This is a genomic window from Cognatundibacterium crateris (genome assembly GCF_010078235.1).
GTDB lineage: Bacteria > Pseudomonadota > Gammaproteobacteria > Burkholderiales > Burkholderiaceae_D > Undibacterium > Undibacterium crateris.
In genome coordinates this window covers 138,148-154,145 of sequence record NZ_JAABOS010000006.1, presented here as the reverse complement: position 1 = coordinate 154,145, position 15,998 = coordinate 138,148, and the positions used below count along the sequence as shown (strand labels likewise).

17 protein-coding genes are annotated in these 15,998 nt (G+C 53.7%); 1 reads left to right on the top strand and 16 read right to left on the bottom strand.

What is annotated here, in order from left to right; genetic code table 11:
- Window positions 1-171 precede the first annotated feature (171 nt).
- From EYB48_RS12670 to nudB, 7 genes are all read right to left on the bottom strand, one after another.
- A complete protein-coding gene (locus EYB48_RS12670; RefSeq protein WP_162020723.1) occupies window positions 172-1,962 on the bottom strand; it encodes an acyl-CoA dehydrogenase C-terminal domain-containing protein in 1,791 nt (596 codons plus the stop codon).
- A gap of 114 nt (window positions 1,963-2,076) precedes the next feature.
- Window positions 2,077-2,679: a TetR/AcrR family transcriptional regulator gene (locus EYB48_RS12665; RefSeq protein WP_162020838.1), complete on the bottom strand. Its 603-nt coding sequence runs from the start codon at window positions 2,677-2,679 to the stop codon at window positions 2,077-2,079.
- A 238-nt stretch (window positions 2,680-2,917) separates the two neighbouring features.
- Window positions 2,918-3,295 (bottom strand): RNA-binding S4 domain-containing protein, encoded by a 378-nt coding sequence (locus EYB48_RS12660; protein ID WP_162020722.1) that lies wholly within the window; start codon window positions 3,293-3,295, stop codon window positions 2,918-2,920.
- A 155-nt stretch (window positions 3,296-3,450) separates the two neighbouring features.
- The gene (locus tag EYB48_RS12655) at window positions 3,451-4,269 is read right to left on the bottom strand and encodes a DUF429 domain-containing protein (RefSeq protein ID WP_162020721.1); all 819 of its coding nucleotides are present in this window, start codon (window positions 4,267-4,269) and stop codon (window positions 3,451-3,453) included.
- Window positions 4,269-5,432, bottom strand: coding sequence for a cardiolipin synthase ClsB (gene clsB, locus EYB48_RS12650; RefSeq protein WP_162020720.1), 1,164 nt, complete (start codon window positions 5,430-5,432; stop codon window positions 4,269-4,271). The genes EYB48_RS12655 and clsB overlap by 1 nt, the downstream gene beginning before the upstream one ends.
- Window positions 5,429-6,247: an endonuclease/exonuclease/phosphatase family protein gene (locus EYB48_RS12645; RefSeq protein ID WP_162020719.1), complete on the bottom strand. Its 819-nt coding sequence runs from the start codon at window positions 6,245-6,247 to the stop codon at window positions 5,429-5,431. The genes clsB and EYB48_RS12645 overlap by 4 nt, the downstream gene beginning before the upstream one ends.
- Window positions 6,244-6,726 (bottom strand): dihydroneopterin triphosphate diphosphatase, encoded by a 483-nt coding sequence (nudB, locus tag EYB48_RS12640; RefSeq protein ID WP_162020718.1) that lies wholly within the window; start codon window positions 6,724-6,726, stop codon window positions 6,244-6,246. The genes EYB48_RS12645 and nudB overlap by 4 nt, the downstream gene beginning before the upstream one ends.
- A gap of 84 nt (window positions 6,727-6,810) precedes the next feature.
- Here nudB and EYB48_RS12635 point away from each other — a divergent pair, with 84 nt between their 5' ends.
- Window positions 6,811-6,954: a hypothetical protein gene (locus EYB48_RS12635; RefSeq protein WP_162020717.1), complete on the top strand. Its 144-nt coding sequence runs from the start codon at window positions 6,811-6,813 to the stop codon at window positions 6,952-6,954.
- 140 nt (window positions 6,955-7,094) lie between these two features.
- On the opposite strand, the gene EYB48_RS12630 is transcribed toward EYB48_RS12635, so the two are convergent.
- The 9 genes from EYB48_RS12630 to pxpB form a co-directional block, all read right to left on the bottom strand.
- Window positions 7,095-7,574, bottom strand: a complete 480-nt coding sequence (locus EYB48_RS12630; protein WP_162020716.1) for a cache domain-containing protein — start codon at window positions 7,572-7,574, stop codon at window positions 7,095-7,097.
- 310 nt (window positions 7,575-7,884) lie between these two features.
- Complete coding sequence (locus tag EYB48_RS12625) at window positions 7,885-8,682, bottom strand: CsgG/HfaB family protein (protein ID WP_162020715.1); 798 nt, start codon at window positions 8,680-8,682, stop codon at window positions 7,885-7,887.
- 125 nt (window positions 8,683-8,807) lie between these two features.
- The gene (locus EYB48_RS12620) at window positions 8,808-9,335 is read right to left on the bottom strand and encodes a GNAT family N-acetyltransferase (RefSeq protein ID WP_162020714.1); all 528 of its coding nucleotides are present in this window, start codon (window positions 9,333-9,335) and stop codon (window positions 8,808-8,810) included.
- A gap of 116 nt (window positions 9,336-9,451) precedes the next feature.
- Window positions 9,452-11,257: an aspartate--tRNA ligase gene (gene aspS, locus EYB48_RS12615; RefSeq protein ID WP_162020713.1), complete on the bottom strand. Its 1,806-nt coding sequence runs from the start codon at window positions 11,255-11,257 to the stop codon at window positions 9,452-9,454.
- Window positions 11,258-11,319: 62 nt separating this feature from the next.
- Window positions 11,320-11,922, bottom strand: a complete 603-nt coding sequence (locus EYB48_RS12610; RefSeq protein WP_162020712.1) for a DUF502 domain-containing protein — start codon at window positions 11,920-11,922, stop codon at window positions 11,320-11,322.
- Window positions 11,923-11,978: 56 nt separating this feature from the next.
- Window positions 11,979-12,338, bottom strand: coding sequence for an FmdB family zinc ribbon protein (locus EYB48_RS12605; RefSeq protein ID WP_162020711.1), 360 nt, complete (start codon window positions 12,336-12,338; stop codon window positions 11,979-11,981).
- 79 nt (window positions 12,339-12,417) lie between these two features.
- On the bottom strand, window positions 12,418-13,842 hold the full coding sequence (locus EYB48_RS12600; protein WP_162020710.1) for a high affinity choline transporter 1: 1,425 nt from the start codon (window positions 13,840-13,842) through the stop codon (window positions 12,418-12,420).
- 157 nt (window positions 13,843-13,999) lie between these two features.
- Window positions 14,000-15,049 carry a M20/M25/M40 family metallo-hydrolase gene (locus EYB48_RS12595; RefSeq protein WP_162020709.1) on the bottom strand — a complete coding sequence of 350 codons (1,050 nt, stop codon included), beginning with the start codon at window positions 15,047-15,049 and terminating at the stop codon, window positions 14,000-14,002.
- Between the two features lie 35 nt (window positions 15,050-15,084).
- The gene (gene pxpB / locus EYB48_RS12590; protein ID WP_328823402.1) at window positions 15,085-15,741 is read right to left on the bottom strand and encodes a 5-oxoprolinase subunit PxpB; all 657 of its coding nucleotides are present in this window, start codon (window positions 15,739-15,741) and stop codon (window positions 15,085-15,087) included.
- Window positions 15,742-15,998: the final 257 nt, after the last annotated feature.

Genomic DNA, 15,998 nt, shown 5'->3' with positions numbered 1-15,998 from the left:
AATTCGTAAAACAACGAAAAGCAAATTATCTGTGAATGATCTTTTCCCTCAACAGCGGGCTGAACCGACAGGCCGCGCACTGCGCAGCCTGCCAATCCGGAAGATCATGGTGTGTCATCACACATCACTACCAACCCGCAGCGTGCAATGCACACCCCGGGTATTAAAACATCAGAACAAATCTGCTTCGAGCGACAACAGGTTAGCGGAACCGGAACGTGCCTGACGGATCAGCATCGCTGTTTCAGGATACAGACGGGCGAAGTAGAAACGTACGGTCGCCAGTTTCGCTTTGTAGAATGTATCGCCGGAATCCTGTTTTTCCAGAGCGATTTTCGCCATTTGTGCAAAGAAATAGCTGTATACCAGATGACCAACTACACGCAGGTAAGGCACGGCAGCAGCACCGACTTCGTCTGGATTCTGGAAGGCTTTCATACCGATTTCCATGGTCAGCTTAGTGACTTTATCGCCCAGCTCAGCCAGTGGTGTCACGAATTCAGCCAGTGCTTCGTTAGTGCCGTTGGCTTCAACGAAGGCTTGTACTTTAGCGCCGAATTTACGCAGTTTTGCACCGTTATCCATCAGGATTTTACGACCCAGCAAATCGAGCGACTGGACGGTATTGGTGCCTTCGTAAATCATGTTAATACGTGCGTCACGGACATACTGCTCCATGCCCCATTCTGCGATAAAGCCGTGGCCACCGTACACTTGCAGACATTCAGAAGTCGACGTCCATGCATTGTCAGTGATAAAGGCTTTGACGATAGGTGTCAGCAGAGCGACTTCGTCAGCGCAATCTTTACGGGTTGCTTCGTCTGGGTGGTTCAGTTCTTTGTCGAGTTGCAGTGCGACGTAAGAGCAGAATGCGCGCGCACCTTCAGCATAGGCTTTAGCGGTCAGCAGCATGCGGCGTACGTCAGCGTGCACGATGATAGGATCAGCTGGTTTGTCCAGTGCTTTCGGGCCGGACAGGCTACGCATCTGGATACGGTCTTTTGCATACACCAGCGCGTTTTGATACGCGACTTCAGTCAGACCCAGACCTTGCATACCAACGCCCAGACGCGCTGCGTTCATGAACACGAACATCGCGTTCAGACCTTTGTGCGGGCCGCCGATCAGCCAGCCAGTTGCGCCATCCAGATTCATCTGGCAGGTAGAGTTACCGTGGATACCCATTTTTTCTTCGATCGCGCCACAGAAAATCGGGTTACGTGCACCGTTAGAACCATCTGCATTCGGCAGGAACTTAGGCACGATGAACAGGGAAATACCTTTCGAACCTTCCGGTGCGCCTGGCAGACGTGCCAGTACCAGATGGACGATATTGTGTGACATGTCGTGTTCACCGGCAGAGATAAAAATCTTAGCGCCAGTGATTTTGTAAGTGCCATCTTCCTGTGGTTCTGCTTTAGAACGCAGCAGGCCCAGATCGGTACCGCAGTGTGGCTCGGTCAGACACATGGTGCCTGTCCATTCGCCGGAAATCAGTTTAGGCAGGTACAGCGATTTTTGTTCGTCTGTGCCGTGCTCATGGATGCACTCGTAGGCGCCATGGGACAGACCTGGGTACATGGTCCATGCCTGGTTAGCCGAGTTCAGCATTTCATAGAAAGAATTGTTGACGACCAGCGGCAAGCCCTGACCACCGTATTCCGGGTCGCAGGACAAAGCAGGCCAGCCTGCAGCGATGTATTGTTCGTAGGCTTCTTTAAAGCCTTTTGGTGTGGTGACGGTATGCGCTGCTTTATCGTGGTGGCAGCCTTCGCGGTCACCGGAATGGTTCAGCGGGAACAGTACTTCAGAGGTGAATTTGCCGCCTTCTTCCAGAATCTGGTTGATGATATCGGCATCGACTTCCGCGTGTGCTGGCAATTGCTTGAGCTCGGATTCGACATTCAGTAATTCATGCAACACAAACTGCATATCACGCAATGGAGCGATATATTGACCCATGATTATCTCCTGACGGCAAAATTAAATAGTTAAATTTACGAAACTAGTGACAGGCATGTCCGGCACATGACAAGCGCCCCTGTCGCTACTGAAAAAAAACAGTCTGGTATCGGCTTACGCAGCTTCTCCGACTGGTGCATAGCATTCGATCATACGTTCAAAACCTGCCTGGGCCCGGTCGACACTGCCAGGTTTGCGCAAGAAACGCGCATCGTGGTGTAACGCCAGTATCAGGCCATACATTTCATACACTATCTGTTCCGGATCGACCCCGGCGCGCAAATGCCCAAGCTGAATTGCCTGGGTGGCAGCGCGGTGCAATGCACCCTGCCAGGCTCTGACCATGCCGACCAGTTCATCCCTGATCGGACCAGGCCGGTCATCGTATTCCGCCGCACCACTGATGTAGATGCAACCGGAGGCGATTTCCACCGTCACGCGCTTAATCCACAATGCAAACATCGACTGCAGGCGCGGTAAGCCACGCTCTTCTTTCATACTCGGGTAGAACACTTCCTGCTCGAAGTGATGGTGATACAGCTTCAACACTTCGATCTGTAAATCCTCGCGTGAGCCGAAATGGGCAAATACGCCGGACTTACTCATGTTCATCTTGTCAGCCAGCAAGCCTATAGTCAGGCCTTCTATGCCGTCACGACTGGCGGCATCCAGTGCTACGTCCAGGATAGCCGCGCGGGTCAATTCCCCTTTGCGCATGAATTTCGATGTCATATTCATATTACATTGCTTATTTTGAAATGCTTTACGTTTAGCAAAAATATGCAAACGAGTGAATTAATCGAACGCTCGTACTATTAGTCAGAGCGCATGAAAAGTCAAACTGCTTTCCGCCTTTAGAGGAGAGTATCTATTTGTTTTGCGACAGCGGTATTTCATTGCTTCAGGCTCCGGCTGTTTTTTCAATGTTGTCAGTGATTGCAAGCGTCCCGGCGACTCAGGATCGGTCAAAGTCGAGCTGACGGCGATCCCGCTTGGTCGGTCGCCCCTGTATCGCTGCAGCCGGCTCGCGGTAATACTTGCGGTTCTCAGCCTGCGTGTGACGGCGCGCCAGACTGTCCTCGGTTTCCTGATACATGGTCTGCGCCACCGCTGCTGGCCCGCGCATTTCGAGGATGCGCACCACATGGACTTCCCAGGTTTGCTCACCATGCGTGACCTGGATCAGGTCGCCGGGTTTCACGCTGTGCGCCGGTTTAACTCTCTGTTCATTTTGCAACACGCGGCCTAACTCGACGGCGTGGGTGGCCAGACTGCGGGTTTTAAAAAAACGCGCAGCCCATAGCCATTTATCAATACGGGTTGTGTCTGTCATGGGGATAGGTAAAACGAAGATGGTGCAGTCCGCTGACTGGCAGTCAGGCGCCCAAAAATTTTCGTACGTTCATTCTATTTTGAAGCAATGTATTGCAGCCTCAGGTGAATTACAAGCCATTTCTGTGCTGCGTTGGCGGCCCGGCACACAGGTACTCAGATGGCAGCCAGCTCACAACCTGCGATCCAGCCTTCCAGCGCATCAAAAGCCGGCAAGCCAAACTGTTGTTCCCGGCGCTGCCAGGCCCAGCCCGCCAGCAGCAGACACAGCACCGCATCGAGTAAATCGGCACTGCCATCGGCCAGAATCGCATCGCGCCACTGCCCCAGCGATAAAGGAGTTTGCCAGGGTGTAGCCCCCGCTTCGATGGCAGCGATGATGCGGCTGCGCTGCTCTGTACGGGATGCATCCTGCTTCGCTTTATCATCGCTTTTATACGACAGCCGGGTAATGCTGCGCGCGACCATGCCGGGATAGGCTTCCAGCGCAATTTTGTGCGATTCCGCCATATGCATGCCTGGCACCGAAAAGCCAGCTTGTAATATCAGCGGCATGCCCGCATGCAGCATGTAGGCGACGGGTGGATTAACCCATTTCATCGAAGGTGAAGATCCGGCGGGCCGGTCGGTGGCGCGGTGGGCAAACTTGTTGCCGGCCGGTCTGGCATCGCAAAAGGCTTTGCAGACCTCACGCAAACCGGCACGGCTCAGCGTGCTCAGCTCAGCGATCAGCGCGGGCCAGTGCTGTGACCAGCCCTGATGCTCGATCAATTCACGTGGCAGTGAAAACGGCAGATCAAACGCGGCCACGCAGTGTTCCTGTTGCTGTAACCACGCGGAGAATTCAGCCAGACCAGGCAGCGTCGTGAGGCCACTCAGCGTCAGCATACCGTCCTGCGCTACTGCAGTCGCGATCGTAATACCCTTACGACGGCTGGGTGCGGAAGTGAAATCTATGCCGTGTAGCAGCGTCATCAGCCGTAATGCCCGGAAGTCATGATGCGCATCAGGTTGCGGTAAACCAGAAAAGCGAAGCCATTCCATAGCTTGCGCGTCCACGGCAAGCTGGAAAAATCCGCTTCCTGCACTTCGGTGCCGTCGGCGATCCCCTGATTGAGTTCAGCTTCCAATTCAGCGGTAAATTCAGCATCCTGAATCACGATATTGGCCTCATGATTCAGGAACAGGCTGAGCGCGTCAAAATTACTCGAGCCCACCGTCGCCCAGTCATCATCGACAATCGCGACTTTCGCATGCAATTGGGTTTTATGATATTCGATGATCCTCACGCCCTGCCGTAACAGGCTGGGATAATAGGACTGCGCCACCGCATCCTGTAAGGCAAATTGTCCGACCCCGACCACCAGTGTCACCTGCACACCACGGCTGGCGGCGGCAGTCAAAGCACGGCGAAATTTGCGGCCCGGCGCAAAATACGGCGTGACCAGGATCGCACGCTGCCTCGCCTGCCCCAGCGCCTGCAGATAAGCTTTTTGGATAGTGCTGCGGTTACGCAGATTGTCGCGGACCAGCAAGGCAGCCGGGCTCAAACGGGTGCGCGCGACTTTAGCTTCCTGATGTAAATCGCGCATCAATGCAAAACGGGCGCGTAAATTGAGCTTACCGGTACGCCGCCATTGCGCATCCACCTCATGAAACACAAGATTCACCAGGGGCCCACGCAGGCTGACGGCAAAATCCCAGCGTGGATAAGGGAGAGGCAAGTCCCAGCCATCATCCGACACCAGATCATCAATAATATTCAAGCCGCCAAGCAGTGCGACGGCACGGTCCGCCACCAGAATTTTGCGGTGGGTACGCGCCAGCCCACGGCGGAACCAGGGATTGAAACAACGTGCGGCCACACCGGCAGCGCATAACTCAGCCACCAGCGTTTCTGCTGCTGCCCTGCCACTGCCCAGCCAGTCAATCACGACCCGGACGGTCACGCCACGGCGGGCTGCCGCCATCAGCGCATCCCTGACCTGGTTGGCCGTCGGGTCGGCAGTGAAGATATAGGTTTCGAGATAAATTTCCTGCTGCGCGGCATGTATCGCGCCCAGCAATTCTGGAAAAAATTCCTTGCCTGATCGTAGCAGGCGCACATCGTTGCCATCGATGAACGTTAGCTTACTCATCGCTCAGGCTGCCCCGGCTGCAGTAACTGCAATTCAGCGCTGATCGGCACATGATCCGATAAACTTGTCCAGGGCTTACCGCTAAGTACCTGCGCCTGGCTGACTTCAAAGCCGCGCAGATACACGCGATCCAGGCAGAGCCAGGGTAAGCCAGCCGGAAAAGTTCTGGCATGACTGGGGCGCGATGGCTTCCACAAACGATGCAGACTGGCCGGTAAAAATGCGGGATGCCGGTGCCCGGCATCGATGTCAAATGCCTCGCGCACACCCAGCGCTGTGTATAAATCCTGACTCAGACGCTGATTCCAGTCGTTGAAGTCGCCCGCAATAATCAGCGGTGCATCGCTTGGTGTATCGCGTTCTATGGTCGCGATCAGCGCCGCAATCTGGCGTTTGCGGCTGGCGGCAAACAAACCCAGATGAATCACGAAACAATGGATGGCGGCAGCCGGATGATCGACCACGGCATGCAAAATGCCACGCTGTTCATAAGCATGGTCAGACACATCGTGATTAGCCTGAGAGTGAATCGGGAAGCGGCTCAGCAGCGCATTGCCATGGTGTCCGTGGTTATAAACGGCATTCATGCCATAGGCGGCATGATGCGAATCTCCGGCCAGGAATTCATGTTGTGCCTGTTGCGGCCACAGTGCGTGACGGCGGGCATGCAAGTCGTGCTGCCCCTGTACTTCCTGTAAAAACACCAGATCCGCATCCAGCGTAGCAATCGCATCTTTTAAATGATGGATACGGGCCTGACGGCCAAATGCGCTGACGCCTTTATGAATATTGTAGCTGGCGATTTTAAGTGTCATACGCTGACAATCTGTTCAACAGACCCGGGATGAAACTTAGCATGCAGGCGCGGCAGCTGCAAAATGGCTTCCGCATTGGAGGGTGAAAAACAGGCATCGGCAGCCGCATGCCAGGGCAGCCAGCGATACTGCAAATGTTCGCGCGGCGCCAGTCTGACCGCCTGAATCGCATCCACACACAGTCCGAATACATGCTCAGTATTTCGCGTCACACCCGGCGCATAACGGTGGCGCCAGACCGGGTAAATGTCATAGACATTGCACAGTTCCCAGTCATGCAAGCGATGCAGGCTTGCGTCTATCCCGGTTTCTTCTGCCACTTCACGCGCTGCGGTATACGCCAGCGCCTCATCGGGCGTATCTTTGGAGCCAGTGACAGATTGCCAGAAGCCAGGCTTATCAGCGCGCTCCAGCAAGAGTACATCCAGCGCAGGGGTATAAATCACGACCAGTACAGACTCAGGAATTTTATAGGGCATAGCAACAAGTCAGAAGCAGAACCTTCATCAACACTGACCGGAAGTCAAAACCGACACAGCCGTCACAGCAAAGGCGGAGGCATCATGGATCTTCATTCCGAAGTCAGCAACAACGCTATTCTAACTGGTTTCGGTCACGGTGCTGTGAGCGGCACTGGGCAGCAAACTGGCTATGATTACTGCAGCTACCTGATCCCAACAAATCGACAAAAAAAAGCATGGCGCTGATGAGACGCCATGCCAACTCTCGTTTTGATTTTCATTGAGGAATTGCGCAAAATTGTCCCTGCAAGGCCTGGCGACGCAGGCAGTACGCTAAGCAGGACAAGGAGCCAAAACGCAGCTGAGGCCGTTTTGCGTCAGTCCTTTTATTTAGATGCGTAGACGCCCACGCATAGCATGCTGTCTCCTGCACCACGCTCACAATAGGATTTTTTCAGATCATAGGACTGGGTGGCAGGATTATTGAATTTATAGGGTCCATACCAGCCTTTACCCGAAGCTTTAACCATGTCTATCATGCCTTTGATGAAGGCATTGCCGTCCACATCTTTCATGCCTAATAAATTTTTCCCCACCATCTTGGCATTCGCTCCCTGCGCCAGGCAATTTCCCTCAAAATCATAGGCGAATACATACAGGTCGCGGTCTTTAAACGCGCCATCAGGATGTTCGGTAAAGGTTTTATAGGCTTTGTCTGCACCGGCTGATTTCACCAGCGCGATACCGTCTTTCACCATTTTCTGCGCTTCGGCTTCGCTGCCGTGTTCGGCCGCACTGGCCAGGCCCGAGAAGAAAACAGCGACACCGAAAACGCTGGCGGCGAGGGAGGCAGAACGTAGTTTCATGTGGGCTCCTAAAAGTGCTGAACAATCAATCGGTTTGATGTGTAAGTTATAGCACTTTCCTGGAGGAAAATAAGGGCCTTATGGAGAATTGACAATACTTAACTTAATGCAGCGCAATATTTCTTAATTAAAACTATCATTGCATTTTTCTACTCTGACTCAACAGCCAACAGATTTCAGACAATCGCCGCTGCTACTGTGCGATGCAAAAAAAACTCTGCCTCCTCACCGTCTTAAGCTGACTAAACCGCAACATAGCAAAAAGGCTGACAGCTCACACTGTCAGCCTTTTACTGGCGATACGCTTCGCTTATTTCTTCGGTACTGCAGGTGGCAATTCTTTGCTCTGTAAATGCTGTACCTGGCTCACCAGTTTATTATGCGCATCCAAAAAAGCCGCCACGATGACTTTGGCTTCGTTGGTATTACTCCAGCCAGCGCCCAGACCGCCGCCACCTGCACCGAAGCTCAGGCCACCCATGCCGAGATCGGTGGATTTGGCGGCCCCGGTCGCCGCCGCAATTTGCTCCGTGGTCTCATTGTCAGTGAGCAGCAAGGCGACTTGCGCCTCTTTGAAAGTGACTTTCTCGGCATAACCCGTGAAATTTTTAAGGAAAGGGATCATACCCATGATGGCGCCTATGCCGCCTCCGGCGTGGCTTTCTGAAAACGTCAGGCTGGGGATCATGGTGTATTGCGCCTCGTAGCCTTTGCCCTTATGCACCGTGGTGTTCTTGCGGATAATGCCTTGCGCCTGCAAATCCTGCTCCTGTATCACAGACTTTAAACCGGAAGCGCGGTCCACCACGCGGAAGCAGCCACTTTGCTGCGCCAGCAAACGGATCAGCGGCACCGGCGAAGTCGGCAGATTATACGAACTCTGTAAGGTATAACCATTGGGATTTTCTACCATCGCCAGTGTGGCGACCGGCGCGCTGCATTGCGTCAGGGATTTACTGGCACCTTTGGCACCTGCCGGACCGGCTGAGCCTGTGACCTCCGAAGTACCTTGTCCGAGCTCGGTTTTTTTCTCACCGCAGGCACTCAGTGCGAGCACGGTGATCAGGCATAAGCCAATGTGATACGGGGTAGTGGTGCGCAGTGTCATGTATCCTATCCTGAGTAGCATTAGAAAACGGGAAATTTACACTAAGCAAGGCGAAAAGTGATCTTTTCAATATGTAAAAATTGTAACTTTCACCTTACAACGGTCGTCATCCTTTCCACCGTTTGCTATTGCCCCATCAGGTAATTCAGATAACGCCCCTCACCGAGCTCAAAATACCAGTCACCCAGGCGTTGATAAGCGTGTTTTTCATAAAAACGGATCGCCTGGGTATTTTCCGCATTGACCTTTAGCCATAGCCGCGCTTGCCGGCTCGCTGCGAGCTGCTCTGCATGCTGCAGCAAAGCGCTGCCTATGCCCTGCCCGGCTGCATGGGCTTGCACATACAGAGTCGCCAGTTCCACGCCATAAGCGGACTGCGCACGCTCAGTCGCGTTGAGAGCGGCACTACTCGCGGTATCCATCAAAGCGTAAGCCAGCAAGAATCCACCCTGCTCCACCACAGTCAGGCGCAATTGCGGCTGATTTAGCGTAGCCAGAAAAGCAGCAGGCGTGAGGCTGCTCAGCACATATGCAGCGATATCCTGATTAATGCCCTGCTTGCAGTAAGTATGGGTCCAGACCTGCGCCGCGAGCACGGCCAGCCGGTTTGCATCACTCACTACGGCAGGACGTAGTGTCCATGTGGCCGACATCCTGATTTCCTTGTTCGATACATTGCGGCCATCGTCGCAGCCTGAAAAAAAAGCGCGGACATCATCCGCGCTTTTTAATCTGAGGATCCTGCCTTACATCAGCAGGACAGGCTGCATCAGGCCTTGATGGCTGGTTCAGCTGCGCGCAAACGGATGTGCAGTTCACGCAATTGTTTTTCATCGACCGGGGATGGTGCATGGGTCAGCAAGTCTTGTGCACGTTGTGTTTTCGGGAAAGCGATCACGTCACGGATAGACTCAGCACCGGCCATCATGGTCACGATACGATCCAGACCGAAAGCCAGACCACCGTGTGGAGGCGCGCCGTATTGCAGTGCGTCCAGCAGGAAGCCGAATTTCAGTTTTGCATCGTCGTCGCTGATCTTCAAAGCACGGAATACCTTGCTTTGTACATCAGCACGGTGAATACGCACAGAACCACCACCCAGTTCCCAACCGTTCAGAACCATGTCGTAGGCTTTAGCGATACATTTGCCCGGATCAGTTTCCATCAAGTCTTCGTGACCATCTTTTGGTGCAGTGAAAGGATGATGCACAGCGGCCCAGCGGTCGTTTTCTTCATCATGTTCAAACATAGGGAAGTCGATCACCCACAGTGGCTTCCAGACGTCGTCGAACAAGCCATTGGATTTACCGAATTCGCTGTGACCGATTTTCACGCGCAGTGCGCCGATCGCATCGTTGACGACCTTGGCTTTGTCGGCACCGAAGAAAATCAGATCGCCATCTTTTGCGCCGGTGCGTTCCAGAATCTGGCTCAACGCGGCATCGTGGATGTTTTTGACGATAGGCGATTGCAGACCATCACGGCCTTTTGCCAGTTCGTTGACCTTGATGTAGGCCAGACCTTTAGCGCCGTAAATCGCGACAAACTGGGTGTAAGCGTCGATTTCAGAACGTGGCATGTTGGCACCGCCCGGTACCAGCATACCAACCACGCGGCCATTGTGCATATTGGCTGCACCGGAGAAGACTTTGAAGTCTACGTCTTTCATTACGTCGGTCAGTTCTGTGAACTGCAGTTTGACGCGCATATCCGGTTTATCGGAACCATACAGGCCCATGGCTTCCGCATATTCCATGACCGGGAATGGGTCAGGCAGATCGATGTTCAGGGTATTTTTGAATACCAGACGAATCATGCCTTCGAACATGTCGCGGATTTCCTGCTCAGACATGAAGGATGTTTCGCAGTCGATCTGGGTAAATTCTGGCTGACGGTCAGCACGCAGGTCTTCGTCACGGAAGCACTTGGTGATCTGATAGTAACGGTCAAAGTTAGCCACCATCAGCAATTGTTTAAACAATTGCGGCGATTGTGGCAAGGCGAAGAATTCACCGGCGTTCACACGTGATGGCACCAGGTAATCACGTGCGCCTTCCGGTGTCGATTTAGTCAGCATCGGTGTTTCGATATCGATGAAGCCGTTCGAATCCAGGAACTTACGCACTTCCATCGCGACTTTGTAACGCAGACGCAGATTGTTTTGCATCTGTGGGCGACGCAGATCCAGTACGCGATGTGTCAGACGTGTAGTTTCAGACAGGTTGTCATCATCCAGCTGGAACGGTGGCGTAACGGAAGCATTCAGGATTTCTACCTGATGCGCCAGCACTTCGATTTTGCCGGATTTCAGATTTGCATTACCTGTGCCTTCAGGACGTGCGCGAACCAGACCAGTGATGCGCAGGCAGTATTCATTACGTACCGTTTCAGCTGCGGCAAACACATCCGCACGATCCGGATCGCAAACCACCTGCACCAAGCCTTCGCGATCGCGCAGATCGATAAAAATCACACCGCCGTGATCACGACGACGATGCACCCAGCCGCACAGGCTGACGGTTTGGCCGAGTAATTCCTCAGTAGTGAGGCCACAGTAATGGGTACGCATGGACATATTTCTTACCTGTCTGTTTTCAAAATTAATAATGTGTAGGAAGCGCAGAATTCCGCGCTATCTTATTTTGGTGGTTGATGCTCGGGAGCCACCACGCCCATGGAAACGATGTATTTGAGTGCTTCATCCACACTCATATTGAGTTCTATGGCATCTGCCTTAGGCACCATCAGGAAAAAACCGGAAGTCGGATTTGGCGTGGTGGGTATATACACGCTGACGTAATCGCCTTTAAGGTGATTCACTACGTCGCCACCCGGCACGCCAGTCAGAAAGCCGATACTCCAGGAACCCTGACGCGGATACTCTATCAGCACGGCTTTGCGGAAGGCATTGCCGGACGAAGAGAACAGCGTATCCGACACCTGTTTCACACTGGAGTAAATCGAGTTAACGATAGGGATACGCTTGAGCAAACCTTCCCATACCCGCACCACATAATTGCCGATGAAGTTCTGCGCCAGCAAACCGGTCAGGAAAATAATCAGCACCGTCAGCACGGCACCGAAACCCAGCATCTGAAAGCCGAACAATTCTTTCGGGCGCCATTGTGGCGGCAATAACAACAGAGACTGATCCATGGTGCTGATGATGGCATGCAGCACCCATAGCGTAATCGCCAGTGGAACCAGTATCAGTAAGCCCGTCAGGAAATATTTACGCATGGTGAACATTCTATGTTGATCAAAAAAATCGGTCCTTACAACCTGCGCTTAAGTGCTCAGGCGCTGTCGCCAGAGCCGGATGCAGTGGCTGCCGCTGGTGTAGCCGCAGCAGTGGTTGCAGCAGGTGCTACAGGTGCCGCCGCAGTTTTCACTTCGCTGGAGACGGCAGGTGCAGACGTACCGGGTACACTGGCAGATTCACCTGATGCCCCTGAAGCAGCAGAGCCACCCGAGCCACCGCGGAAATCAGTCACATACCAGCCACTACCCTTGAGCTGAAAACCGGCCGCAGTCACCTGCTTCTTAAATGCAGACTTGCCGCACTCAGGACAATCGGTCAGCGGCGCATCAGAAATCTTTTGCAATACATCTTTGGCAAAACCACACTGTTCGCAACGATAAGCGTAAATCGGCATACTCTCGCCCTAAAAAACTGATAAAACCCTGAATTATAAAGGTTTTACCGGAAAATTTGCGCATTGCATCAAGCCTGATTCAGACTTCCGCCGCTTTACGTGTATATTGCGGCAACAGAGAACCCAGTAGCATACCCGTCATACTCATCAGCACGCCCACCAGTTGCGGCGGCCAAAAGCCTTCCGGCGCGGTGATTTCGAGTGCAATCCAGCTGCTCAGTCCGAGCAGGATGGAGACCAAAGCCCCCTGCGCCGTGGCAGGCTTCCAGTACAAGCCAAAAGCCAGCGGGACAAAGGCTGCCACCAGTGTGACTTTATAAGCATTCTCCACCATCTTATAAATACTGGAATCGGTATTCATTGCAAACAGGGTCACCACAGTAGTGAACAGCAAGACTACGATACGCATCATGCGCAGGAATTGCTTATCGCTTTGCTGCGGGAAAAACGGCTTCAGAATATTTTCTGAGAACGTGACCGATGGCGCCAGCAAAGTCGCACTGGCACAGCTTTTAATCGCCGATAACAGCGCACCGAAGAACATCACCTGCGCCAGCATAGGCACCTTGGTCATGATCAGGGTAGGCAAAATCAGCTGCGAATCCTTGTCGATCAGGCTGGCCACCATGGAAGGATCAATCAGCGTGGCCGAGTAGGCCAGGAACATAGGAATAAAGGCAAAGCCAAAGTACAGCAAGCCACCCAGTACCGAGGCGCGTCCGGCGATGGTTTCATTTTTAGATGAAGCTACGCGCTGGAATACGTCCTGCTGCGGTACCGAGCCCAGCATCATGGTGATCCAGGCAGCAAAGAACCACAGCATTTCACGCGCGGTCGGGGCTGGCCAGAATTCAAATTTACCGGCATTGGCCGCATGCTCTATCACCACGCCGGCACCACCGACCATGCCAGATACTTCCCAGCCTATATAGACCATGCCGATCACGATGATGATCATTTGTAAAAAATCGGTAATCGCGACCGACCACATACCGCCCATCAGGGTATATATCAACACACTGGCAGCGCCGATCACCATGCCCACATCCATAGAAATATAGCCACCGGACACGACATTAAATACCAGCCCCAGTGCCTTAATCTGTGCGGCTACCCAGCCCAGATACGAAACCACGATACACAGGGTGACCAGCACTTCAACTGCACGGCCAAACTTATTACGGTAATAATCACCGATAGTCAGCAAATTCATGCGGTACAGTGGTTTGGCAAAGAACAGACCAACCAGGATCAGACACATGGATGAGCCAAACGGATCAGCCACCACGCCCTTGAGCCCTTCTTTGACGAAGGTAGATGAAATCCCCAGCACCGCCTCAGAACCAAACCAGGTCGCAAACACGGTGGCAGTCACCACATACATAGGCAGCGAGCGGCCAGCGACAGCGAAGTCCTTGGAGTTATTTACATAGCGCGCAGCATATAAGCCGATACCAACCGAAATCACCCAATACAGGATGACAAACCAGATAAGTGTGTTCATGTAGGCGTGTGTACCAATAGTTCAATAAAAAAACCCGCATTTTTTGCAGCGCGCATTATAGACCTAAGTAAGCAAGGCTTTAGAAAGCAGTTAAAGGATTTTTGTCGCTAAAACCACGAATTAGCATTCTAAATACGCAGATACCGCCAGTCCGGCCTCAGCCGGGTGCGCCCTTCACAGTAGCAGGTGCAGCATTCTTTTTCCGGGCTTGCAGGCCAGCTTGCAAATCACCTTGTAGTATCCGCTGATCCGCCGCCCTGAGCGCCTGCGCGATCAAGTCGACCGCAGCCTGATAAAAGGCGGGCTGGATTTTATCCGGCGTATCACCAGGCTGGTGGTAGTCAGCATGGTCTTCCACCCCAAAGTACAAAAACGGTATCCCGGCCCGGAATAAGGGATAGTGGTCAGACTGGGTGGTCCAGTCATCCTGGCCCTGCTCCGGTCTGTCATGTCCCAGCTTCAGGCGCAGGTCCGGCGAGGCGGGCAAGGACTGCAGCAATTCGCGCAGCGCCGGCGTATGGTAACTGCCACTTGCATACAATTCCCCATGATCGCCGCGCCCGACCATGTCCAGATTGATATTCAGCGCCACCCGCTGCAAATCCAGCACTGGCTGGGCGATCAGTGCCTTTGCGCCCTGCAGCCCCAGTTCTTCTGCATCGAAGAATGCCAGCGCCACATCATGCTGCAAAGGCTGAGTCTGTAATCCACCTGCAATCGCGAGCAAAGCTGCCACACCGGAAGCATTATCATCTGCACCAGGATGCACTTTGCCATTGTGCACGCCCAGATGGTCATAGTGGGCCGACAATAACAGCATGGGGCGACTGGCATGATCCGGCGCACTGCCAGCGCGGCAGGCCAGAATATTCCTGCCCTGTTTATCCTGACCTCGCACCGTAAAACGGAATTCCTGAATAAAATCCACACCACAAGGACGCAGGCCCAGTTGCTCTAAACGGGACATGATCCACGCCGCTGCCTGCCGGTTTCCTGCCGTATCGGTCGCACGCCCTGCCATCTCCGGCGCGGCCAAGGTGTAAAGATCATGCATCAATTGCGTCTGCACGGATGGCGCCCTGTCTGGCACCGCAGCCTGCTGCGCCTGTGCCAGCCCACCCAAACAGGCCAGCCCAAACAGGCTCATACCCACACAACGACGCAACACACGGCTACATCCATACTGACCAAGGGACATTGAAAACATAGTAGCTATCCTGAATATCGTAAAAAATACACCGCTCAGTGCGTCGCACCGGCACTCATGCGCCCATCCTGCGCCACACCCAGATGACGAAAACCGTAAGGTCCCTGATCCTGCACACTGTTGTGCAATCCTGCGCGCACTAGTTCAAGCATCAGCCGCTCCTTACGTGACGGGGACAAAGCGTGCCAGATCATCGCTTTGCAACCAGCTGGGTTCTGCGCGGGCAGGGTCAAAAAGGCTAAAGCAGTGCGCCCTGTCAATTGCCAGCCACCCGGGCTGGCAGCCGTATAAATGCCGGTCTGCGCACCACCTATACCAACCGAGCCAGCTGGCGCGCTGAGCCGGGGTTCAGCCCGGCGCAGTGTGAACAGCGACTCAGGCAAACTACCGAGATATGCAAAGCCCGGCTGAAAGCCCAGAAAATACACCCGGTATTCCGCCTCGCTGTGAGCGGCAATCACCTGTGCTGGTGACATGCCGCAATGCACGGCGACCAGCGCCAGATCAGGACCATCCTTACCGCCATACTGCACCGGTATCTGCACCAACCTCGGAGCAGACGCAGCGTGCGAAACAGGATCAGCAGCGGCACTCTGCGTTTGCCATTGCTTCTGCAAGGCGGACAGCATTTGCGCAGGATCGTAACGCCTTTTGTCGAAGCGTACACTCAGATTATTCATACTAGGTACCACCTCGATGATGCCTGGCTGTCCGCGCAAACTGGCCGCCAGCGTCCAGCAGATTTGCTGTTCTCCAGTGTGGCGGCAAGCTGAGCTGCCGCTTGCAAAACAGCGACATCCTCTCCCAGCAAATAGGCCTGCACCGGCGATTTGCCACTGCGCGCCGCCACAGTCTGTCTTTTGGGTACCATATTCTGCCTTCAGGTCGGTCTGGTATAAGCCGAGATGCTAACAGAGCCCCTGTGCTTTTGGCGCGGCTTTAGCCTTAT